Origin of the sequence: Pedobacter sp. 22163 (genome assembly GCF_052045595.1) — a bacterium.
Lineage (GTDB): Bacteria > Bacteroidota > Bacteroidia > Sphingobacteriales > Sphingobacteriaceae > Pedobacter.
Genome location: NZ_JBQEPM010000003.1, coordinates 454,806 through 477,984 on the forward strand (window position 1 = coordinate 454,806; position 23,179 = coordinate 477,984).

The 23,179-nt window shown below is 37.9% G+C and carries 24 protein-coding genes; 18 read left to right on the forward strand and 6 right to left on the reverse strand.

Features of this window, described 5'->3' with window-relative positions; genetic code table 11:
• The 14 genes from ACTJKN_RS10300 (at position 1) to ACTJKN_RS10365 (ending at position 14,104) form a co-directional block, all read left to right on the forward strand.
• Positions 1-894, forward strand: coding sequence for a glucosamine inositolphosphorylceramide transferase family protein (locus ACTJKN_RS10300; RefSeq protein WP_440824672.1), 894 nt, complete (start codon positions 1-3; stop codon positions 892-894).
• Positions 869-1,990 carry a glycosyltransferase gene (locus ACTJKN_RS10305; RefSeq protein ID WP_440824674.1) on the forward strand — a complete coding sequence of 374 codons (1,122 nt, stop codon included), beginning with the start codon at positions 869-871 and terminating at the stop codon, positions 1,988-1,990. The genes ACTJKN_RS10300 and ACTJKN_RS10305 overlap by 26 nt, the downstream gene beginning before the upstream one ends.
• A 119-nt stretch (positions 1,991-2,109) precedes the next feature.
• The gene (locus tag ACTJKN_RS10310) at positions 2,110-3,201 is read left to right on the forward strand and encodes an NAD-dependent epimerase (protein WP_440824675.1); all 1,092 of its coding nucleotides are present in this window, start codon (positions 2,110-2,112) and stop codon (positions 3,199-3,201) included.
• A 212-nt stretch (positions 3,202-3,413) separates the two neighbouring features.
• Positions 3,414-4,817 carry a pectate lyase family protein gene (locus ACTJKN_RS10315; protein WP_440824677.1) on the forward strand — a complete coding sequence of 468 codons (1,404 nt, stop codon included), beginning with the start codon at positions 3,414-3,416 and terminating at the stop codon, positions 4,815-4,817.
• A gap of 81 nt (positions 4,818-4,898) precedes the next feature.
• A complete protein-coding gene (locus tag ACTJKN_RS10320) occupies positions 4,899-6,050 on the forward strand; it encodes a glycosyltransferase family 4 protein (protein ID WP_440824679.1) in 1,152 nt (383 codons plus the stop codon).
• A 52-nt stretch (positions 6,051-6,102) separates the two neighbouring features.
• Positions 6,103-6,906, forward strand: a complete 804-nt coding sequence (locus tag ACTJKN_RS10325; protein ID WP_440824681.1) for a phytanoyl-CoA dioxygenase family protein — start codon at positions 6,103-6,105, stop codon at positions 6,904-6,906.
• An 11-nt stretch (positions 6,907-6,917) separates the two neighbouring features.
• A complete protein-coding gene (locus ACTJKN_RS10330) occupies positions 6,918-7,889 on the forward strand; it encodes a hypothetical protein (protein ID WP_440824683.1) in 972 nt (323 codons plus the stop codon).
• Positions 7,886-8,380, forward strand: coding sequence for a GNAT family N-acetyltransferase (locus ACTJKN_RS10335; RefSeq protein WP_440824685.1), 495 nt, complete (start codon positions 7,886-7,888; stop codon positions 8,378-8,380). Before ACTJKN_RS10330 ends, ACTJKN_RS10335 begins: the two co-directional genes overlap by 4 nt.
• Before the next feature lie 38 nt (positions 8,381-8,418).
• Positions 8,419-9,456, forward strand: coding sequence for a GNAT family N-acetyltransferase (locus ACTJKN_RS10340; protein WP_440824687.1), 1,038 nt, complete (start codon positions 8,419-8,421; stop codon positions 9,454-9,456).
• 30 nt (positions 9,457-9,486) lie between these two features.
• On the forward strand, positions 9,487-10,545 hold the full coding sequence (locus tag ACTJKN_RS10345; RefSeq protein ID WP_440824689.1) for a GNAT family N-acetyltransferase: 1,059 nt from the start codon (positions 9,487-9,489) through the stop codon (positions 10,543-10,545).
• Positions 10,546-10,576: 31 nt separating this feature from the next.
• The gene (locus ACTJKN_RS10350; protein ID WP_440824691.1) at positions 10,577-12,505 is read left to right on the forward strand and encodes a polysaccharide biosynthesis protein; all 1,929 of its coding nucleotides are present in this window, start codon (positions 10,577-10,579) and stop codon (positions 12,503-12,505) included.
• 135 nt (positions 12,506-12,640) lie between these two features.
• A complete protein-coding gene (locus tag ACTJKN_RS10355) occupies positions 12,641-13,057 on the forward strand; it encodes a helix-turn-helix domain-containing protein (protein WP_440824693.1) in 417 nt (138 codons plus the stop codon).
• A gap of 148 nt (positions 13,058-13,205) precedes the next feature.
• On the forward strand, positions 13,206-13,763 hold the full coding sequence (locus ACTJKN_RS10360) for a hypothetical protein (protein ID WP_440824695.1): 558 nt from the start codon (positions 13,206-13,208) through the stop codon (positions 13,761-13,763).
• A 41-nt stretch (positions 13,764-13,804) separates the two neighbouring features.
• Positions 13,805-14,104 carry a hypothetical protein gene (locus ACTJKN_RS10365; RefSeq protein WP_440824697.1) on the forward strand — a complete coding sequence of 100 codons (300 nt, stop codon included), beginning with the start codon at positions 13,805-13,807 and terminating at the stop codon, positions 14,102-14,104.
• Between the two features lie 313 nt (positions 14,105-14,417).
• Here the strand turns inward: ACTJKN_RS10365 and ACTJKN_RS10370 are convergent, their stop codons facing one another.
• Positions 14,418-15,431 (reverse strand): zinc-binding alcohol dehydrogenase family protein, encoded by a 1,014-nt coding sequence (locus ACTJKN_RS10370; RefSeq protein WP_440824699.1) that lies wholly within the window; start codon positions 15,429-15,431, stop codon positions 14,418-14,420.
• A 123-nt stretch (positions 15,432-15,554) separates the two neighbouring features.
• Here ACTJKN_RS10370 and ACTJKN_RS10375 point away from each other — a divergent pair, with 123 nt between their 5' ends.
• Entirely contained in the window at positions 15,555-16,394 is an 840-nt protein-coding gene (locus ACTJKN_RS10375; RefSeq protein WP_440824701.1) for an AraC family transcriptional regulator, read from the forward strand.
• A 348-nt stretch (positions 16,395-16,742) separates the two neighbouring features.
• On the opposite strand, the gene ACTJKN_RS10380 is transcribed toward ACTJKN_RS10375, so the two are convergent.
• Positions 16,743-17,192, reverse strand: coding sequence for an SRPBCC family protein (locus ACTJKN_RS10380; RefSeq protein ID WP_440824704.1), 450 nt, complete (start codon positions 17,190-17,192; stop codon positions 16,743-16,745).
• A gap of 388 nt (positions 17,193-17,580) precedes the next feature.
• Between ACTJKN_RS10380 and ACTJKN_RS10385 the strand changes: the two genes are divergently transcribed.
• The gene (locus ACTJKN_RS10385) at positions 17,581-18,417 is read left to right on the forward strand and encodes a FimB/Mfa2 family fimbrial subunit (protein ID WP_440824706.1); all 837 of its coding nucleotides are present in this window, start codon (positions 17,581-17,583) and stop codon (positions 18,415-18,417) included.
• Positions 18,418-18,515: 98 nt separating this feature from the next.
• Here the strand turns inward: ACTJKN_RS10385 and ACTJKN_RS10390 are convergent, their stop codons facing one another.
• Together ACTJKN_RS10390 and ACTJKN_RS10395 are read right to left on the reverse strand one after the other, a co-directional pair.
• Entirely contained in the window at positions 18,516-19,265 is a 750-nt protein-coding gene (locus tag ACTJKN_RS10390; RefSeq protein WP_440824708.1) for an alpha/beta fold hydrolase, read from the reverse strand.
• A 232-nt stretch (positions 19,266-19,497) separates the two neighbouring features.
• Positions 19,498-20,094 (reverse strand): Crp/Fnr family transcriptional regulator, encoded by a 597-nt coding sequence (locus tag ACTJKN_RS10395; protein ID WP_440824710.1) that lies wholly within the window; start codon positions 20,092-20,094, stop codon positions 19,498-19,500.
• A 211-nt stretch (positions 20,095-20,305) separates the two neighbouring features.
• Between ACTJKN_RS10395 and ACTJKN_RS10400 the strand changes: the two genes are divergently transcribed.
• Positions 20,306-21,100: an alpha/beta fold hydrolase gene (locus tag ACTJKN_RS10400; RefSeq protein ID WP_440824712.1), complete on the forward strand. Its 795-nt coding sequence runs from the start codon at positions 20,306-20,308 to the stop codon at positions 21,098-21,100.
• Between the two features lie 57 nt (positions 21,101-21,157).
• On the forward strand, positions 21,158-21,580 hold the full coding sequence (locus tag ACTJKN_RS10405) for an OsmC family protein (RefSeq protein WP_440824714.1): 423 nt from the start codon (positions 21,158-21,160) through the stop codon (positions 21,578-21,580).
• Between the two features lie 35 nt (positions 21,581-21,615).
• On the opposite strand, the gene ACTJKN_RS10410 is transcribed toward ACTJKN_RS10405, so the two are convergent.
• Both ACTJKN_RS10410 and ACTJKN_RS10415 read right to left on the reverse strand, forming a co-directional pair.
• Positions 21,616-22,785, reverse strand: coding sequence for a DUF3095 family protein (locus tag ACTJKN_RS10410; RefSeq protein ID WP_440824716.1), 1,170 nt, complete (start codon positions 22,783-22,785; stop codon positions 21,616-21,618).
• 13 nt (positions 22,786-22,798) lie between these two features.
• Positions 22,799-23,146 carry a winged helix-turn-helix transcriptional regulator gene (locus ACTJKN_RS10415; protein WP_440824718.1) on the reverse strand — a complete coding sequence of 116 codons (348 nt, stop codon included), beginning with the start codon at positions 23,144-23,146 and terminating at the stop codon, positions 22,799-22,801.
• Between the last annotated feature and the right edge of the window lie 33 nt (positions 23,147-23,179).

Sequence of the window (23,179 nt, forward strand, 5' to 3'; positions counted from 1 at the left end):
ATGAATGCAACTGTTAACCTCTTTAATAAAATATTCGCAGCTGATAAATGGAACATTGGTTTTGTTTATCAAACTCCTGAAGAGCTGATCAGCACAAAAAAGCTGAATACGGCTATAAACTGGTTGCAGGAAGATAATATTGATTATGCTGCTGATCCTTTTGTGGTGAGTATAAATGACGCCCCAAGGATCTATTACGAAGAACTGGATTTTTGGAAAGGGAAGGGCGAGATTATGATGATTGATGGGTTTGACTTCAAAAACAAGAAAAAAGTTGAAGGTATTAAGCCAGACGCAATCCATTTGTCTTATCCCTATCTTATAGCAGAAAATGATTGTTTATACTGCATTCCGGAAACATCAGAAGCGAAAGAAATAACACTCTATCAGGTTGATCAGGAAAATCCAAACCAATTAACCAAAATAAAAGTACTGGTTAGTGGAAAAGCGTTTGTAGATAGCTCGATTATTTATCATGAAAATAGATATTGGCTTTTTACCAGTGTATCCGGAGACCACAATCACCTGTACATTTACCATTCAAAAACTTTAAACGGTCAATACACCGGGCATTATCAGAACCCAATTCCAGTAGAAAAAGAATTTTGCAGGGCTGCAGGGAGTTTGTTTAAAGTTGGCAAATCGCTGTACCGACCAACACAAAACCCAATTAACCGGTACGGAGGTTCAATTATCATTAACGAAATTGAAACATTGAGCGAAAAAGCGTTTTCAACCATCAATAAATTCGAAATATTACCAGATAAACCTTACAGCAAAGGGCTTCATAACATCAGTTTCGCCAACAACATTATTGTAATAGATGGCAAGCGGAAAGTAATGAGCTTGATGATGCCATTCAAAAAAATTGTTCGAAACCTCAAAAGGAAATAAATCGCCATTCGAAATGACTACAGCAGAAAAAAGAATGATTTTTATTTCGTTAACTGATGCCCCCAATGGTGCTGAAAATGTGCTGCTGCTGATGGCTACCACTGTTAACGGCGAAATGTATTTTTTAAAGAAACACGCTTTTGCGGGGCTTAAAATTTCTGAAGGGATTTCCAAAAGATACTTATCTAAAAAAACAATTTTTTGGGGCTTTGTAAAACTGATACCGCTACTCCGAAAATATAAAAAAGATGATGTGTTAATGAGCACGCATCCCTATTTAAATGCTTTTTTAGGCTTTTTAAAACGGATAGGTTACCTCAGGTCGAAATTAATTGTACGCGAATGCACATCTGTTTTTACCCGTTTCACCGGAATTAAAAAACGCATTTATCAGATCATTTACCGCATGGGTTATCCGGCGGTAGATTTAGTGGTTTGCCAAACTGCGATAATGAAAATACAACTGCTTGATCATAATAAATTCCTATCTAAACACAAAATATTGGTTCAGCCCAATCCCGTCGATTTTAACAAGATCATTGCTAAATCTGATCAGCCTTTAATTAATGGCGATGCTAAACTCGATTTTATCTGCTCTGCGGGGAGGTTGATCCCAGAAAAAGGATTTCCGATTCTGATCAAAGCTTTTAAACTGATTCAGCAGGAGCACCCCAAACTGAAATTGCTTGTACTGGGAGAGGGAAAAGAGAGAGCATCATTAATCAATATTATTCAGGAGAATAATTTAAGCGATTCTGTTTTTTTAAAAGGACAGATAGATAACCCGGCTCCTTATTTTAAACAGGCAAAACTTTGCGTGGTATCATCCATAAAAGAAGGTTTTCCGAATGTACTGTTAGAAATGATGTCGGTAAACAGCGCAGTCGTATCTACACTTTGCGCAGGAGGCATCAGTGAAATTCCGGCGATAGCCAAAGTTGAAGTAAACAATGTAGAAGCCCTTGCTAAAGCAATGGGCGAAAAATTGAAACATAACCATAATCTGGATACTGAAACGGCGATGCAGTATTTGTACGGCCATAGGCCAGAAATATTTGCTCAATCTATTTTAAGCGCCTTGCAGCAGCCTCACTAAACCCAAAATATAAACAAACCATTACCGCATTTTCTGATGGGATGCTTTGCTATATCCTAAAAACAAACAATCAAGCCTTTTTCGAGGCTATTCTTAACTGTTTCTCAAACTCAAACTTTATGAAAATTTTAATTACCGGTACAGCCGGATTTATTGGTTTCCACCTGGCAAAACGCTTATTGGAAAGAGGAGATGTTGTTGTGGGCATTGATAACATCAACGATTATTATGATGTAAACCTAAAACATGCCCGCTTGGCTCAAACTGGTATTAACCATACCAATTTGGTTTATGGTATTCCTCAGGTAAGTGATAGATATGAAAATTATACTTTCATAAAGTTGGATATCTGCGATAAAGAAAGTTTAGAAAATTGTTTTAAAACTTATCAGTTCGATGCGGTTTGTAATTTGGCCGCGCAGGCAGGTGTACGATATAGTTTAACCAATCCAGATGCCTACATAGAAGCCAACATTAAAGGTTTTTTAAATATTCTGGAGTGCAGCCGCCATTTTAAAGTTGGCCATTTATTGTATGCCAGCTCTTCGAGCGTTTATGGATTAAATAAAAAAATGCCATTTTCTGCTCATGATAATGTAGATCATCCTGTTTCATTATATGCAGCTTCTAAAAAAAGCAACGAATTAATGGCACATGCTTATAGCCATTTATTTAATCTACCCACTACAGGTTTACGTTTCTTTACAGTTTACGGTCCTTGGGGCCGCCCGGATATGGCTTTGTTCTTGTTTACAAAAGCAATTTTGGAAGGCAAGCCCATTGAAGTTTTTAATAACGGGGAAATGAAAAGAGATTTTACTTATGTGGATGATATTATCGAGGGCATTGTGAGCGTTTTTGGTCAACCCGCACAGGCAAATCCAAACTGGAACAATCAAAACCCCGATCCAGCTACATCGGCAGCGCCTTTTGCTGTATTTAATATCGGGCGAGGAGCACCGGTTAACTTGTTAGATTTTGTTGAAGAAATTGAAAAAGAGACAGGATTAACCGCGCAAAAAATATTTATGCCCATGCAAGCTGGCGATGTGGCAGAAACATCAGCAGATATTGATGATTTAAAAAACTTATTAAATTATGAACCATCTGTTTCTGTGCACAAAGGTGTAAAGAATTTTGTAAACTGGTTTACAACATTTTATCACCCAAGTTTACAGTTAACTCCCAAAACAGCTGGTGTTACAATTTAGTTTGTCATTACTGTGTAAACTAGGTGTATAATAAATTTTATTGAACTGAATTATTAAACTGTCATTTTACTATCTGTAAGCAATTGGTTTACAGTATAAGTAATGTCGAATATTAAGCCTATTATTTAATTATCAGCGTTTTAACTGCATTTTCTTAAGTATACTCATTTATCGCATATAGCGTTAAGTTGTAAATTTAAAAAAAATAAAAAATGCAGAGAAAGACAAAATTGTTTAAAAAAGTGAGTTTAGTTGGTTTAGTGTTAACGGCAATTATCTTTTTTAGTAATTGTAAAAAAAGTGTGAATGCCGATGATAAATTGGCCGACAGTACAGAATTGTTTTCAAGCGATTCAACATCAGTATTGGCAGCTACGAGTGGCAGTACAGGTAAATTAAGCCTTATAGGCGTAAAGTCCGAAGGCGGTTATGCATATAAAATTTCACAATCCATTTCTGGCGGTGATAATGCTACTTCAAAAGAACAATCAATTTTAAGGTTATTTGAAAACGGAGTAGAACTTGGTCCTGCCCATAGTATACATGATGATATCAGGAATTTAGGTAAAGGCAGGTTTAGCCATTGGGGTACTACGGTAATATTTTCAGCATCAGACAATAGCGACCCAAGAACTAACGGCCGTTCTTATACTTATTTAATGGGCGGTACAAGTGCTGCTTTACCACCCGCAGAAACGGTAACTCCTCCTCCTACAAATACAACTATTAATGCAGCCTTGGTAGGTTATGCTTTGGTAAATGGTAAAACAACAGGTGGCCAGGGTGGTGTCGAAACTACAGTAACAACACTTGATCAATTAAAAGCAGCTGTTGGTGATAACGTTACACGTACCATTTACGTGAGCGGCACCATTAAAGGTGCTGGTAAGGATATCGTCTATGTAAAATCAAACAAATCTATTATTGGTAGATCTGGTGCTGTTATTGAAGGTGTAAATTTGTTTATTTACACAGTTAGTAACATTATAATTCAGAACATCACTTTTAAAAATTACGTAGAACAGGCTGCAGTACAAATTAAAGATGCTGCTCACCATGTTTGGGTAGATCATTGCGATTTCTCTACAGACCGTACTCATGGTTGGGAATATTGGGGTAAAGACATTACCATAACTAGAGAATCTGATTATGTAACGGTTTCCTGGAGTAAGTTTCACGATACCAACCTATCAGTGCTAATTAGCGGTGGTATCGAAGGTCATGAAGCAGATAAAGGTAAATTGCATGTTACCATGCACCATAACATGTGGTATAATGTTACCGAAAGAGAACCATCAATGAACTATGGTAGTGTACACATGTTTAACAACTATCACCTTAACAATTCAGGTTACTCGATCGGTACAAGAGCAGGTGGTATAGTAAGAACAGATAATGAGTATTTCTCAAATTGCGCTAAACCATTAACTACAAAAGTGGCAAGTGATCCGGAAGGATATTTTAGTGGTATTACCACCAATATTTACGATAAATGTGGTGCAAACAATATAACGACGGCAGTTTCTACCTGGGTTCCAGAGTATGATTACAAATCATTCCTTAACGATGCAGCGAGTGTGCCTGCAATTGTTACGGCAAATGCTGGTGCCAGGTAGGTAAACCAAAACCTTCATATTTTTTCTGCAATAAGCCACCTGGATAGGTGGCTTTGCAGTTTAAATTAAAATTTTGACATAATGAATATAACCAGGAAAAAGATTTTTATCGTTTGCGACTCTTCCAGATCCCTGCTCGATTTTAGAGGTAAGCTGATCGAAAAGATGCAGCAACATAATCAAGTGTATGTGTTTACGCCAAAAATTGAACAAGAATCTGTTCGAAGTAAACTGAAAAAACTGAATGTAATTACCTACGAAAGTAAATTAGACGGGAGTAATGTTTCTATCTTATCCGATTTAAGGTTTATCTTTTCGCTATATAAACTCATCAGGCAAATAAAACCCGATATTTTTTTCCCTTATACCTTTAAACCTGTTATTTATGGCTCTTTTTTAGCTAAGATATGCAAGGTTAAACTAATTGCCCCCATGCTTACCGGTTTGGGTTATAACTTTACCGATAACTCTTCTGGTAATAAACTAATTGTTAAAATAACAAGGTTATTACTAAAACTGAGTCTGAAACCCAATCCACATTTAAATATTATTTTTCAGAACAAAGACGATTCTCAACGTTTAATCGATCTGAAGATCCTGAATAAACAACACCAGGTTTATGTGGTAAACGGATCGGGAGTAGACTTAAGTCACTATCACTATTCTAAACCAAGTACCACACCCATAACCTTTTTAATGGTATCAAGGCTCATTAATGCAAAAGGTATTAAAGAATATTACGATGCCGCTAAATTAATTAAACAACGCTTTCCGCAAGCCGTTTTTAAACTCATTGGACCATACGATCCGAATATCGACGCTATTGCACCCGAGCTGTACGAGAAAATTGCCAATGGAGATACCATTCAATACATCGGACAGGTTGATGATGTGCGGCCAGATATTGAGCGCTCTTCGGTAATGGTGCACCCTTCTTATTATGGAGAAGGTGTTCCACGCTGTGTGCTCGAAGGAATGGCTATAGGCAGGGCAGTAATTACCTGCGACTCTGTAGGGTGCCGTGAAACCGTTAATAGCGACCCTAAGCAGGCCAATGGATTTCTTGTTCCGGTTAAAGATGCCGGTGCACTGGCCAATAAAATGGAGTATTTTATTAATAATAGTGATGATATTATTGCCTTTGGAAATAAAGGACATGAATTTGCAAAAACTAAATTTGATGTGAATATCGTTAACGCAGAACTCTTTAAGATTATGCATTTACAGGCTTAACCACCCTTTACACATCAGTAACTAACCAAATAAATAAACTAAACCTAAAATTGTGAACAATACATTTATTTATAAACGAGCCACTTTAGCCGACTTTAGGGAAGCTATTGATGAGTATGGATGGGTTGTATATGAAAAGGCAATCAATCAGAAATTAATTTCAGAAATAACCACCGGTTTCGAAACTTCTTATCTGTTAAGAAGAGAAATACAGGTTTTAAATGGAATTGAAGAAAATATGGAGGGAACATTACATCATTTGCTTGAGAAAGATAATTTCGCAATCGAGCTTTTGAGCAAGCTTTACTGCCACAGAGAAATCCGTGATTTTCTGGGCGGAAACTATATTCTTAATGGCATAAATGGAGTGATTAACACCAAAAAGAGCAAGTCGTATATCCAGAATATCCATCGGGATGTACGTACATTTTCATCAGAATCTAAGTTTATGATCCAGATGATTATTGTGCTTGATGATTTTACCATATTTAATGGCGCCACACACTTTTTGTCGGGTTCTCATAAATTAGATATTAAACCTGAAGAAAAGCACTTTAAAGCATTTGCCAAACAAGCTATTGCCAAAAAAGGAAGCATTATATTATTCGATTCTAATATCTGGCATGCAGGTGGTATCAACTTCACCCGGAAACAGCGTAGGGCCCTTACCTTAGGTTTTACCAAACCTTACATTAAACAACAATTCGATTATCCCAGATTTTTGGGATATGAATTTGGCGAAAAAATAGATAGCGATTTAAGGCAGATTATTGGTTACAATGCGAGGGTACCTGCCAGTTTACAGGAATATTACAGACCTGTAGAAGGCAGAATGTATAAAGCAGATCAAGGGTAGAGGATAAAACGATGGAAAAAGAAACGCACTCCCCCAAATCTATTGGTGGCTACATCCCGCTCGAATTATCACAAGGCGAAGTTTATTACCCTGAATTAATCGCACTTAATACAGGCAGAAATGCACTGGAGTATGTGTTAAGGACAAGAAAGTACTCCACTATATATCTTCCATACTATACCTGCGAGGTTTTGCTGGAACCGCTGCAAAAACTAAATGTACAGTATCACTTTTACCATATAGACGAAGATTTAGATCCGGTAATAGATTTTGAATTAGGCGAACATTGCTGCTTACTTTATACCAATTACTTCGGAGTTAAAACGGAAACCGTTAAAAAGCTAGCCAAAGAAATCAAGAATCTGATTATAGATAATGCCCAGGCATTTTTTTCTAAACCGATAAACAATTGTGATACCTTCTACTCATGCCGTAAGTTTTTTGGCGTACCCGATGGTGCCTATCTTAATATCTCTAACACATTGGGTTTAAATTTAAAGCAGGATCTATCTACAGATCGTTTTACTCACCTCATTAAAAGTATCGATATCAATATTGAAGAGGGCTATGCCGATTATATAGAAAACAACAAGCAGTTGTGCAATAACGAAATCAAAAAGATGTCGGTATTAACAAAAACCATTCTTTCCAGCATCGATTATAATAAGTGCGCCGATATCAGAAGAAAGAATTTTGCTTATCTGGATGAGCACCTGGGGCAAGAAAATATCTTGAGACTAAATTTTTCAGGAGAAGATGTGCCGATGGTTTATCCACTCCTGGTGGAAGATCCGTCAATTAAACAGCAGCTCATCAATCAAAAAATATTTGTAGCCACCTATTGGCCTAATGTTTACGAATGGGCACATGTAGATAGTTATGAATACTTTCTGGCTAAACATCTTGTTTCGTTACCAATTGATCACCGCTACAGTATAGCGGATATGAAAGTAATTGTTAAAGCTTTAAAACCGCTCATATGAAGACTCAAATTTACTTAAGGCCATTAGCATTAAAAGATGCTGATGTGTCGTACAGGTGGAGAAACGACCCTGAAGTATGGTCGTATACCAAATTTGTGTTAAAAGATCCAATTACCGCCGAAGTTGAAAAACAATGGCTAACAAATAAACTAAATCTGACGAACGAAAAACGTTTCGCAATCTGTGTAAAAACTACGAATGAATATATAGGCAATATTCAGTTGCTCGATATCGGAAACGATAGTGCAGAATTTCACCTCTTTATCGGCGAAAAGAAATACTGGGGAAAGGGTATTGGCTATAATGCCTCTTTAATGTTGTTAAAATATGCCTTTTATAACCTTAACCTTAAACACATTTTCTTAGAAGTACATTCAGATAACCTGGCTGCTTATTCTATTTATAAAAAGGTAGGCTTTCAACCTGTTTCGCAGGATGAAGATTTCATAAAAATGGTAATTAATTCTTCTGTTTTACTTACTGCAAACTGAACTATTTACTTAAATCTACCCTAATTTAATGGCTCAAAATGAGAAAGATTATTACAATTGATGATAAACAAGAATGGTCTGCATATGTAAAGCGCGCTTTGCATTACGATTTTTATCATACCTGGTATTATCACTCTTTAGATAAAAGTGGTTTGCCCATGCTGTTTGTGTATGAGGAAGGAGAGAATTACATTGCCTTTCCGCTTTTGAAAAGAAACATCCCCGGTTCCGATTTTTTTGATTTTACATCGGTTTATGGATATACAGGGCCCATTTCAAATATGGACTTCAATGCTTTGGAAGATGATTTTATGGAACGCTTTAAAAATACATTTATAGCGTTTCTCGAGACTGGTCAAAATGTAACCGTTTTTTCCAGATTGCATCCTTTTTTTAATCAGGAAAGGTTAATGGAAAAATTTTCTGGCGTATATGCCAATGGGAAAACAGTGGCAATTGATTTAACCACAACCATTGAAAGTCAACGGGCAGGTTACCGAAAGAGCGTAAAAGAAAAAATCAGGCGGTTGCGAAAACGCGATTATGAAGTCAGAATTTCGACCGATATTAATGATGCGAGTGTATTTTCTGAAATATATACAGAAAATATGATTCGAATTGGCGCCAAAGACCATTATCTTTTTAATAATGCCTATTTCGTGGCGCTACTTTCTTCAGATGAATTTGACAGCAAGCTTTTTTTGGTGTATAAAGATGGAATAGCCATATCAGGCGCCATTGTAGTTTGTACCAAAGAAATTATGCAGGTGCACCTTTTGGCTACAAGAACCGCTTACCTGTTCGAATCGCCAGCTAAATTATTAACTGACGAAATTACCGTAATTGGCAGGCAATTGGGTTATAAATATTTTAACCTGGGTGGTGGTGTCAATTTTAAAGAAGACAACCTTTTTGGTTGGAAGATGGGTTTTTCTAATTTATGTTTTGAATTTAATAGTTGGCGGTATATTGCCAATAACGAATTATACAATACACTTTTAAACGAAAGGTCGCTTGATCCTTTTTCGACTGTTGATTTTTTTCCGCTCTACCGTAGTCCTGTACTTGCTTCGTAATTAATTATTATTTCTTTTAATAAAATGGATATGCTGATTGAGAATAATGCTACAGGCACTACTTTGCAATTAACCTTACAACAAAAAGACGATTGGGTAAAGTATATTAGCCTGGCTGCCGATTATGATTTTTATCATACCTGGCATTACCATGCTATGGCAACCAACGGAAGGCCCATTTTGTTTGTGTATTGCGAGGTCAATAATTTTATTGCTATCCCTTTATTGGAACGTGCAATCCAGGATACACCATATTACGATCTGCATTGTGTTTACGGGTATTCAGGTCCTGTTTCTAACCTGAAATTTACCGATATGAATGATAATTTGAGAGGAAATTTTCTAAATGCTTTTTCAGCATTTTTATATAAAGGCAGCTACGTTTCTGTTTTCTCGAGGCTTCACCCTTTTTTTGATCAGAATATACTGTTACAAAAAACTGATAGCATATATGAAAATGGAAAAACTGTTGCCATTAACTTACAACAAGGTATAGAAGAACAGCGGAAACAGTATAGGCAAACAACAAGAGATAGCATTAAGAAATGTAGAAAGTTTGGTTATGTTGCTGTAGAGGCTGTCAATCAGGAAGATATCGCTGCTTTCACACAGCTTTATCAATCTAATATGAACCGTATTAGTGCTACTGATTTTTACCTTTTTACTGAAGAATACTTCACCAAACTTGTTCAGGCTACAGAATTCGATTGTAAGTTAATCCTGGTTTATTCAAACAATGATTTAGTTTGTGGCAGCATCATTATGTGTACCAAAGGCATTATCCAAGGCCACTTAATTGCCACCAACGCCAATTATCTTAAAAACTCTCCGGCTAAATTTTTGGTTGATGAAATTAGCGAGTTAGGCCGCAAATGGAAAATGAAATACTACCATTTAGGTGGCGGACTTGGTTATAAAGAAGATTCGCTATTTGAATGGAAACTGGGTTTTTCGAGTATGGTTTTAGATTATTGCAGTTGGCGTTTTATTGCCAATAAAGCTGTTTACAATCAGTTAGTAGAAAAATCGGGCAATCAGTTACATACAGATATAGACTTTTTCCCCCTCTATAGAATGATACCTCAATAAAATTTAAACAAATATTTAATGATTCTCAATTATGAAAAATTTCTTTTTTCCAGACAGGGCACACTCAAGGTGGTTAATTTTATTGATTGATCAGATGATCGTTGTATGGACATTGTTTATATCCATTGTATTAACCAATACATTAAACTACACCGACGTTTTTAACTCAGGCAATGCTGTATACGTGGCACTTTATTGTTCCATTGCTGCGGGTGTTTTCATTTCACTAAGAATACACACCGGTATTATCCGTTATTCCAATACCGAAGATATTCTGAGGGTTTTCCTTGCGGTTTTTGTAACCAGCTTACTCTTTGTTAGTGTAAATAAAATACTCTCGCAACGTTTTCAATTGCTTTGGCATCAAATGGATAAAGCATTGATATTAAACTTTTTCATCTCCTCGTCGCTGCTTATTCTCATGCGTATTTTGGTAAAAGGAGTGTTTTTGTTTTTTAAGGAACTCAAATCAGAAACAAAAGAGAATATTCTGATTTATGGATCCGAAAAAAAAGCAATCCTGATCAAAAAAGCAATAGAACAGAATGGAGATTCTAACCTGAACATCATTGGCTTTGTTGATGATAACAGGGATCGGGTTGATAAATACCTCGAACAGAAAAAAGTATACCACTCTTGTTCAGTAGCGTTATTAAAAGAAAAACATAACATAAAAAAGATACTTTTTGCAGAAGATGCACTAAACACTTTAAACAAAAAGAAAATTATCGATATCTGTGTTAACGAGGGGATGAAAGTAATTATGGTGCCACCATCAGATAAATGGTTGTACGGGAAGTTAGATTCGCACCAATTACGCGACCTGAAAATTGAAGATTTGCTGGAACGTGAACCGATTAAGCTCAATAAAAAGAATATCCTGAAAGATTTAAGTGGTAAATGTATTTTAGTTACAGGCGCTGCGGGTTCTATCGGATCGGAGATTGTTCGGCAGGCCTTACAGTATAATCCTAAATCTGTAATTCTCTGCGACCAGGCAGAAACACCGCTTCACGATTTAAAACTCGAACTTGAAGATAACTTCCAGGACGCGAATGTGAAGATATTTATGGCTAATGTGCAAAATTTAAACCGGATCAGAACATTATTCGAGCTCTATAAACCTGAAATTGTTTTCCATGCTGCAGCTTATAAACATGTTCCCATGATGGAAAATAATCCAGCTGAGGCCATTTTAACCAATGTACTGGGCACTAAAAACATGGCCGATATATCAATGGAATTTGGCGTAGAAAAGTTTGTAATGATTTCTACCGATAAAGCCGTTAAGCCAACCAATGTAATGGGGGCATCTAAACGTTTGGCCGAAATTTATATTCAGTCGCTAAACAGTCCTGAGATTATTTCAACTGGCGAAATTACCACACAAGCTTCGCGCACCCGTTTTGTAACTACCCGTTTCGGAAATGTTTTGGGCTCAAATGGATCTGTTATTCCAAGATTTAAAAGCCAGATAGAAAGAAGAGGCCCCATTACAGTAACAGATCCGGAAATTACCCGCTACTTTATGACTATTCCGGAAGCTGTTCAATTGGTAATGGAAGCCGGAGCAATGGGTAAAGGAGGAGAGATATATCTTTTCGATATGGGTAAGCCAGTTAAGATTGTCGATTTAGCTGTAAATATGATCAAATTAGCGGGTTTAACGCCTTATGTGGATATCGATATCATGTTTACCGGTTTAAGGCCTGGAGAGAAGCTGTATGAAGAACTTTTGCTTATTGATGAAGAAATTATACCCACCCATCACCCAAAAATTAAAATATCGCAAAAAGTAGCTTATAATTATTTGTTCGTTAATCAGATTATTAAAGATCTGATTGTGCTGAATAACGATGGCAACGATTTAAATATGGTGAAGAAAATGAAAGAAATTATACCTGATTACATCAGTAATAATTCAAGATTTGAAGAATTAGACCTGTTGGTTGCCAATTGATTACCGTAAAAATACCCTAATATAATTATTTTAACTTTTGTTCGTGAAATAATTATTAAATTGCATTAAATAGTAATAGTCGTCCCAGATTGTTGATCGAATTTAAATATTTTATTTTAAATTAAATTAACTGCTATGAGTTTAAATGTAGGCCAAGTTCTTGAGCGTGTTGTGCGCAGAGACAGAATGGGAATAAGTGAATTATCCCGGAAATTAAATGTAAGTAGAAGAACTATTTACAATTGGTTTGACCAGAAAAGTCTAAATCCTGAAATTATTTGGAAAGTGGGTACCGTAATCGGTCATGATTTTTCTGTTGAGTTACCCGAAACTTTTGCCAAAAACAGTAACCATATCCATGAAGCTTTTGATGCACCTACAGGGGATCAAACCAGGGGTGATGCAAATTCTGTATACTTCTGGATGAATAAATACATCAAGTTACTTGAAAAATACAACGAAATATTAAGCAATAATAACATAGAAAAAAGTGTTTCAGAAACGGTTTCACATCATACTATGCCAAGAAATAACAATCGGTCTATTTCTTAAGCTATTGCAGGTATTTTAATTTATCTTATAACCAATCTTCTTAGGGTTTGCATTCAGTAAACTCTCCCTTTTTTATAGTATCTCTCTAAATAATTCGCCATAAGTATACTTATGGTGATGGATTTCTATTCACAAAAATTTCGAAATCATGAAAACAATTAACGCATTAACTCTACTGTTACCATTGTTTGCTTTTCAAGGCGCTAAAGCACAATCGCAGGTTTACGGTGGTACAGGTATTCGGTATTCCGTTGGTATCGAAACAGGTTTGGCAACTGGCTATTTGGCCAAAAAGTACGAGGCACCACTTGGCGTTTCCGTTCAGGCAGAGTTTCCCATTACTGAAAGAATTTTATATGCTTCAGTAAATACCGGATTCAATAACATTTTTGTATCGGGCAATTACTCCCGCCTGGTTGATGATTTACAGCTTGTACCAGTTAAAGCTGGCTTAAAATATTTCTACAGAAGTAACCTTTATCTGCAGTCGGAAATAGGTTTCTCCTTCCTTTTAAATAAAACAAACTGTGTTGAAGGTAAAAAAGCTGCATTTGTATACGCGCCGCAGGCAGGAATGATATTTTATCTGCACAACAATAATTACATCGATGCAGGATTACGCTATGAAAGCAATGGCAAATTCTATCACTGCGACCATACGAACAACTTTGTAGGCTTCAGAATCGCCTGGGGCTTCAGTTTATAAAACGGGTATTCCTTAGTAATCATCTTTAATAAGCTTCATAAATGAAAGCAAGTATACAATACAATACGATGAACGGATTGTGGATCCTTTTTATTGATTGTAAATATGAGGATTCTCCGAAATACATCAGGATGATTACGAAAATTATAATCAAAATGTTATCTGGAACAATCATTCCAGGCAATCGGCGAAGGGTTAGATCCGGCAGGCATTACCTGATTCATGAGCATGTTGTAGAATTACACACCGACGAATGGTTTCCATTGGTGCTGGCAAGCGAAAGAAAAGAACTGTTAGAAGGCATTAAATCCATTTTTCTGGATATGAGCGGGAAAAAATAACCCGCCCAATTTATTTTATCGATCAAAAATACGGGAAGGTTGCTCCGAAAGGAGTAGCCTTTTCTTGTTTTACGGCTAAGCGAAAGCAATTAAGGCTGTAATATGATTTATAATCGATGTTAATTCGTCACAATAAGCCTCTCGATGAAAACCGGTCCATCAACACGCTACCACTGATGTATTCTAAAGAAAAGTCGTCATTGCGAGGAGGAACGACGAAGCAATCTTTCATGTAGTGATCCTTGCTGTAAAGATTGCTTCGTCGGCTGAAAAAGCCTTCTCGCAATGACGATTCCTCGCAACCTATAAATCCCTAATATTCGATTACAACCTTACCAATTGTTTTTCCGCTTTCCAATAAGCGGTGCGCTTCTTTTAGGTTTTCTGTTGTAAATCCACTCAATGTGGTATTTAACGTCGTTTTAAGCGTGCCATTATCAAAAAGTTCGGCAAGTTTGTTTAAAATATGGTGTTGCTCTTCCATATCATCGGCTTGATACATCGAACGGGTGTACATCAATTCCCACGAAAAAGTAACACTTTTGTTTTTTAACTTATTCAGTGCAATAGGAGTGGCTGAACCGGTAATGGAAACAATATGTCCCTGAGGTTTGATCAATTCTACTATAACATCCCAATACGCATTTAAATCGACAAAGTCCAGTATAAAGTCTACTTCCTGATAACCTGCCGTACGTATTTCTTCAACCAGGTTTTTATGGTCTACTACCAGATCGGCTCCCATAGCCAGGCACCATTCTTTCGTTTCGGTACGCGAGGCTGTGGTAATTACTTTTAGTCCGCTTATTTTTTTTGCGAGCTGTATGGCAATAGAACCTACGCCACCGGCACCTCCAATAATAAGTATGCTTTTTCCTTTATCTTTTTGCTCACTGATGCGGATACGGTCGTATAACGATTCCCATGCTGTAAGTGCAGTTAAGGGCATAGCAGCAGCTTCGGCATTGCTGAGTGTGCTTGGCTTTAAGCCTACAATACGTTCATCTATCAATTGATACTCGGCGTTACTGCCACTGCGCGTAAGGTCGCCAGCATAATAAACCGCATCGCCTGGCTTAAAAAAAGTAACTGCTTCTCCAACAGCTTCTACCGTTCCGGTAGCATCCCAGCCAATCACCTTCGGCGTTTCCAATACAGTATCTTTAGCGCTGTTCTGGCGTATTTTATAATCTACCGGATTTACACTGATTGCATTTATCTTAACCAGTATATCGCGTCCGCTGGGTTGTGGAACAGCTGTTTCAAATTCGATAAAACTTTCTTCTGCTGATATGGGTAGTGAGGTTTTAAATCCTATGGCTTTCATTGTCTCTTTATTATTAATATACAATTTTTATGATTTCTGTAAGGCAAATATAAACTGATATAGTGTTATTATTCAGTATAAATTTGCTTTTAATTGGTAAATTTGCGCTATGGTTAATACAAAATGAATAAAGAAACCCTATACGAACCTTTTGAAATTGTTTATAAAAAGCTTGATGAATGTCCGAAAGAAGGACATAAACATTTATTTTTCGAACTGGTATACATTTTATCAGGTACGGGAAAACAATGTATCAATAACAATAAATTTGATTACTCTGCCGGCCATATGTTTCTCATTACGCCTGAAGATTGCCATTCGTTTGAGATCGAAACCACTACCGAATTTTTCTTTCTCCGTTTCGGAAATGTATATATCCGGTCGAAAGCGTTCCGTACCGATGATGTACAGCGGATGGAATATATTCTGCAGAATGCCAGTCATCAGCCAGGCTGTATCCTAAAAAACTTTTCAGATAAACCTTTTATCAGGTCGCTTATTGATGCGATGATTGCCGAATATGTAAACCGCGATCTGTATAACAAAGAGCTAATTGCAAAAATGGTAGATACGATGATTGTTGTAGTAGCCAGAAATATTGCCAAATACCTGCCTGCCGCGATTAAAGAAGATGCTGAAGAGAAAACGCTGGCCTTACTAAACTATATTCAGGCGAATATTTATAACCCGGAGAAATTAAGGGCCGAAAAATTGAGCAGCCAGTTTGGTATTTCTGAGAATTATTTTGGTAAGTATTTCAAGAAACATACCAACGAAACGCTTCAGCAATATATTGCCAATTTAAGGATTAAACTGGTTGAGGCACGTTTACGTTTCAGTAACATGCGGATCAATGAAATTGCATATGAGCTGGGGTTTACGGACGAAAGTCATTTGAATAAATTTTTCAAATCGCAGAGAGGATTAAGCCTTAAAGCTTTTAGAAGTTCCTTAGTCGATTAAATATAATGCATTTTACTTAAAATCGTGTAAGATTATCATACTGGTTTTGAAGCCAGAATTTGGAGTGCAAACATGATTGGTTTTGGCGCTCATCGCTATAAATCTGAGCGAAGTAATAGGGGATTAGGGAAATTCAAAATGGGTAAAGGCTGTATTTATGTCAATAAATTATCCGGCAAAATATCGATGTACTCAAAAAAATGATGGGAGAGACCATTAAAAGTTTAAAGGAGAAATTTTCAGATTAGGCCTAAAATATAGTCGCTGACATAAAAGAGACTGTATCAGGATTATAATTTATATCATGATACAGTCCCATGTATTAGAAATAACTGCCATTAAAACGAATTAACCCTCAGGTATTTCTGGCTCTACCAATTTAATCAATTTTTCTAACGATTCCTGCCAACCCAGGTAACACATTTCGGCAGGTATGGCAGCTGGTATATTTTCCTGTAAAATTTCCAATTCTGTACCTACAGAAGTCTTCTTTAGTCTGATCGTATTTACGATGGTTCCTGGCATGTTAGGATCGTCAAATTTATCGGTGAACTTTAGCAGCTCACTCGGTTTAACCTCCAGATACTCTCCTCCGAAAGAATTGCTATTACCCGTCGTGAAATTCTGGAACGACATTTTAAAAGTACCACCCACCTTTACATCCATATGTTGCACCGTACCCAGATAACCGTAAGGTGGCATCCAGGAAGCTAACGCTACAGGCTCGATGAATGCACGATATAACTTTTCAGGAGATGCCTTAATTACTCTGTGTAAGGAAACTTGGTTGTTAGACATAATATAGATTTTTTCTGATCCTACTCATCTGGCTTTTCGGTTCGCCCGTTTTTATTGGTTACTGCTCCATTGTCTTAACAAAGATGGTAGTAAAAAATCAATCACAATAGGGGCTAATGCGACTTTATTAGGGGTTACTTGCGCTAGCTGAGTGGGTTTAACCCAAACATACAAAAAAGCTATCCTGTCTTCTGCATGTATCTTAAACATGGTACAATTCTTTATTTCCTTCTTGAATAATTCTCTCTTCAAATAACTTTTCTCATTTCAGCCCTTGCATCAAAAAAAGTTGTAAAATCCTAGCCCAAACTTCACAATTAACGATACAGTCGATCTACATCGCCTGATTTCCTTTGTGTTATCCTTATATTGAACATAAAAAAGCCTTATGAAAAAATCCATGTTAATCTTATGTACGGTGGTACTGATGCTATCGGCATGTATAAAATTCCCTGGAGAACCGGTAGTGATCATCAGGAATTATAAAATTGATTTTAAGATTGGGGGGCTCAACCATAACGTAGGAGATCCCAATGTCGGCTTCCCAACCGAGCCTATTCAAAATTTCGTCCAACAGTTAAGTATTGTGGCTTACAACACACAAACTGGCGCCGAAGTGGCACGGCAAACCCAGCTGCCTGGCACACCGAACTTTGGACAAATCAGTTTCGAACTTCCCAGTGGTACCTATAATTTTGTGGCTATTGGCTCGCAAAGCGAATTTGGTATTAATCAGTTTTATGAAGCTGATAAAAACTCGCCGGTTTATTCTCCCTATGCACAAGCAAACTTTCAGTATTGGCAACCGTCTTTCTCCTCTTTAGATAAACGTTATAAAACATCAGATACTTTTTTTGCTAAACAAATAGGCATAGTCATCAATAAAAATCAAACTTTAGAAGTAATCATGGAACGAATTGTAGGGTTACTAAATGTTATCGTAACAGATAGGTCTGATTATAGCATTGAAATTACCAGTGAGTTAAGTGGCTTCAGATTTGATACTGCAGTACCTTTTAGTACCATTGAAAATGATTTTTCATCTGCAGTGAAACATAGTAAAGATGGACCAATCAGCTTTTATATCCTTAAAAACCAAACACCTGTAAACTTACACCTGGGTGTAGGTGCTGAGCCAACTTTTCAAATTCTTGTCGCCAAAAACAAGCGTACAACTGTTAGGGTACAATGGGAGACCAAAACCTATACCACTACCGTAGAGTAAATTACTAGGCCTCTTTAGTGTGTGTTAATTCAAAAAAACCGCCCCATAATTAACTTAGGAGGCGGTTTCACGGATGATATATTATTAAAATCCGGCTTTTATTTTCCTATTTTAGTTAGTAATGCAACTACAGAATCGGGTTTTGAAAGGAATGGAGAGTGGCTTGTGTTTAGTTGGTATACCGTTTTTACACCTGCGGCACTAATCATACGGTTTTGCAGTGATGGCGATACCACGTGATCCTGTAAGGTTTTGATATACACTTTCTCAACAGAACCAAAATTAGCAGCAGTCAGTATCACCGGTGTAATAAATGGAATGGCTGGTTCGGGACGGTAATTTTTTAAAACAAGGTTTTGAACCTGAGAGGACCCATCCTGGATAAATATGCTTACAATCTGATCTTGTGCTACCTCCAGGGTTCCGTTAGCATCGTTTTGCGTAAGTATTTTTTGTCCGTTAACTGAACCTCCAAGGCTTGATCCTGCGTCGGTACCGGCCAGGTCAAAAAGCGATTGTCCGGAAGTCGGTAAGTAAGCAGCAAGATAAACAAGCTTTTCAATCTTCGAAGGATTTTGCTCGGCAACGGCTGAAATGATCATACCACCGAGGCTATGGCCTACCAGGATAACTTTGCCGTTTATTTTTGATAAAGCATCAGCCACTTTGTCCCTGTAAAGATTTAAAGTAATTGTTGAAGGAACAGTATTGTCGCTGCCGTGGCCCGGAAGTTCAACCACCGTCACATTATTGCCTTCATTGATCAGGCTTGTTTTTACCGCATCCCATACATAGGGAGCCTGCCATGCACCGTGTACTAGAACATAATTTTTGGCAGTGGGTTTCATATCATCAAGATTTTTTTTGAACAAGATGAGAACATAATAGTAGCAGTAGCTACAGAAAGTAAGGTTAATATATTTTTTTTCATGATCTGAGATGCCTAATTGTTTAGGACATCACAAACATCCGGATATAACATGCGGATAAGTTTAACCTGGGTTAAAATCGAAAATCCCCTAAAAAAAATAGCGGATCTTTGCAAGCCAGAAACCAGGGAGCGAGGTAAGTTAATGAGCCTTACTTTCCAACCATTCTTTTACGGATGCGGCTCAGTGAAGGCCCCTGGATCCCCAGATAAGAGGCAATATGGTAACCGGGTACCGAATTAAAAATATTTGGATGTTTTTCCATCATTTCCCTGTAACGATCTTCGGGGGTCTTAAATAAAAACCCTTCTGTATTGGTCATTACCTCATGAAAAGCCGTTTCGGCGACGATCCTTCCAAAGCGTTCCCACTGGTGTGATTGCCCGTAAAGCGCATTGAGGTGATCGATATGGATGTACAGGATAAGCGAATCAGCCATGGCCTCGGTATAATACTCGCAGGCGGTCTGGCTCATAAAACTTTTGTAGGATGCCACAAACTGGCGATCGGTAAAAAACAGCATGTTCTTTTCCTCACCCGTCTCACTGTTTACCCGATAGATCCTAAACACGCCATGGATCACAAAACCCAGGTGCTTGCAGACATTTTTATATTCGTTATAAAACTCCCCCTTTTTATATTGTTTCACTTTCCAGTGGGGCAGGGACAATTCAAATGCTTCCGGCTTCATACCGGCAGATCCCAAAACCGTGCGTAATAAATCTATTTCTGTTGTATGCTCTAACATGCCCTAAAATTATAGATTTTAAATGCATAGAATACTAACATACAGTATAGTGTTGGGGTAACAATATTGTTGATTGGCAGGCGCAAACATTAAAGCAACCAAATGCCTTTTCAGAATTCTAGCTCATTCTTCGATATTAACCTGGGTTAAACTTATTGCTGCGGCATCTCTCGATGTTTGTATTGTCCTAAACAATTAGGCATTAAACAAGATGAAAACAACAATATTAATGATGGCAATGAGTGTACTAGGTTTTACTGCTCAGGCCCAAAAAGCAACCCACAAAAATGCTAAAACAATTGTGCTTGTTCATGGCGCGTGGTCGGATGCATCTTCCTGGGATGCTGTAACCCCTCTGCTAAAAGCCGGGGGTGATGAAGTGATCAATGTTAATCTTGCAGGCCACGGGAAAGACAGCACCTCTTTTGCAGGCATTACTTTCAAAACCTATGTTGATCAGGTAAAGGCGGCCATCGGAAGCCGTACCAATGTGATTTTAGTAGGACACAGTTTCGCCGGTCTTGTAATCAGCCAGGTAGCGGAAGAAATTCCAGCCCAGTTTAAAGACCTGATCTTCCTTGCAGCAGCCTTACCACATAACGGCGACAGTCTTTTATCCCTGGCAAAACAGGATCCTGCTTCCCATATCGGTAAATCCCTGACCATTGACCAGGAGCACGGTGCAGCAATAATCGCAAAAGATGCCGTAGCAGACATTTTTGCCGCAGATGCACCTGCGCAGGTTAAGCAGTACCTTGCTGCCCATATTAAAGCCGAACCGTTAGCCCCACTTGCCACACCTGTACAGTTGACCGATAAAAATTTCGGAAGCATCAGAAAGGTATATATTCATACGGTTAATGATAATGCGATCAGCTATCCTGCGCAGCAATACATGGTAAAGATGGGTAAAGTGGCAAAGGTATACACCCTTCAAAGCAGCCATACCCCATTCATTTCCATGCCGGTTAAATTGGCCGATATCTTAATTACCGAAAGCAGATAATAAAAATAAATCAATAAAAATTAAACAACGTATTCTTTTTATATCATACTAAAAATTATGAAACGCACAGCAAAAGCACATTGGAACGGAACTTTACAAGAAGGTAAAGGAGAAATCAGCACACAAAGTGCCGTACTTGATCAGATCCAATATTCATTTAAAACCCGTTTTGCCGATGGCATCGGTACCAATCCAGAAGAACTAATTGCAGCAGCACATGCAGGTTGTTTTTCGATGGCCCTTAGCGCAACATTGGAACATCACAACATTACCCCAGGCGATATTTATACTGATGCAATCGTTGACCTTGACATGCAGGCATTAAGCATTACCGGCATTCATCTGGAATTAAAAGCAAGCATTATTGATGGGGTGAGTGAGGCAACATTTACAGAAATAGCGGAAGGTGCAAAGGCAAATTGCATTGTCTCCAAAGCGTTGAATGTACCCGTTACACTAGCCATTACTTATGGCGGATAATCTCTGGAACGCAGAAGCATCTCTCCTGAAGCCCATCAGATCATATCTGGTGGGCTCTTTAATTTCTTAGTTTTTAGCTCCCTGGCGGCTCTTGTATAACCACCCTGGGAGCCATCGACAAAATGAATGTGTGCGTTTTTCATATCCCTGACATAACAGGACATAATGGATGAAGTACTGATATGGCTGCCAAAGATAATCTCACCCTCAGATTCTAGTTTGTCCAGGGCTTCGATAAGCTGGATCCTTTGAGCCCTTGTACCTGAAATGACCGTATTGATCCGCCCATCAAGCACCAGGTTATCTGACATTTCCACCAGATCACTTAAGTACCGCTTACCTGAACTGGTCATGAAATAAAAATAGGCCAGTAAACCGGAAATCCCGTTCACAAGATAAAGGGAAAGCCAGCCTTTATTGTATTTCGCAAGTAGTTCACTCCGAAGCCTATTGTAGGTCGATTTAAGTTTAAGTTTTTTTGTTGAAATGGGACGGCGCTGCTTATCACTGCCATAAATGGCATCAATTCTTGCAAGTACCTTGCCTAAGATCGTCCCCTGGCTTTCGGTTTTTCCGATAACCAGTAAAGTGAGCACTTCCTCTTGGTTTACCGGTAAAGGGATCTGGTCCCAACGGCATTCCATCCCAGTTAAATCAGCTTCCACTGTAGTGGATGAAGCCTTAAATGGATCAAAGGTATTACCCTTTAACTGCTCTTCAGCATAGCTTAATCCGTTCCCAAGGATAACAGGCATTGAAAAAACAGAGGATCTGCTGTGTTTGGCAATCTGCAGCTTAAACCCGGCGGCATAAATATCCCTTACAGGAATGTTCCCAATCCTAAGATCAATATTAAAATTTGTTTTCGTGCTGGCCCTAAAGCGGCCTAACGCCCCCATAATGTCTCCACTTATCGAGGATGGGACAATGAAAGTCGCCCCATCACCCCCAAAGAAAAATGGCACATCGATTTCTTTGCCAAAAGCAATGTTAAGCACTATGACAATGGTGGAGGTAGCTATCAGATTTACTGTTTGATGCTTGCCTTCTGAAACCGCTGCCGTTGAATTTTTGATGTCTGTTAAAATAACATTCCAGTCATTTGGCACCGTACTAAAGGCCGAATCTAACGAAAACAGTTCTGCAAGCGGGAGGCTGGATTGCTCAAGCTCAGTATAGAATAAGTCTGATTTATTGTTGCTCATAACGGCTTGGTTTTTACCTTTTAAAAATCTCTTCTCTATGTTTTAATCCCCATTTATGCAGCTCGACAACCACATTATGCAGTGATTTTCCATGATCGGTAATCGAATATTCAAATCTTTTCGGGGCAGCTGGCGATACTGTCCGTCTGATCAATAGATTCGTTTCCAATTCTTTTAACTCTTTGGATAACATCCGGTCGGTAATCTGAGGGATTTCATCTGCCAACCGCCTGAAACGCATGTTTTCAAAGGTTAAGCAGATGAGAATTGCTAATTTCCACTTGCCGTTCAGCACATAAATAGCATCTGTTACGGGTTGGATCATAGTTTGTAATGTTTCCTTGGTATATAATTTTTCCATCTTGTTGCAATACCGAAATAAGGACTGAATATC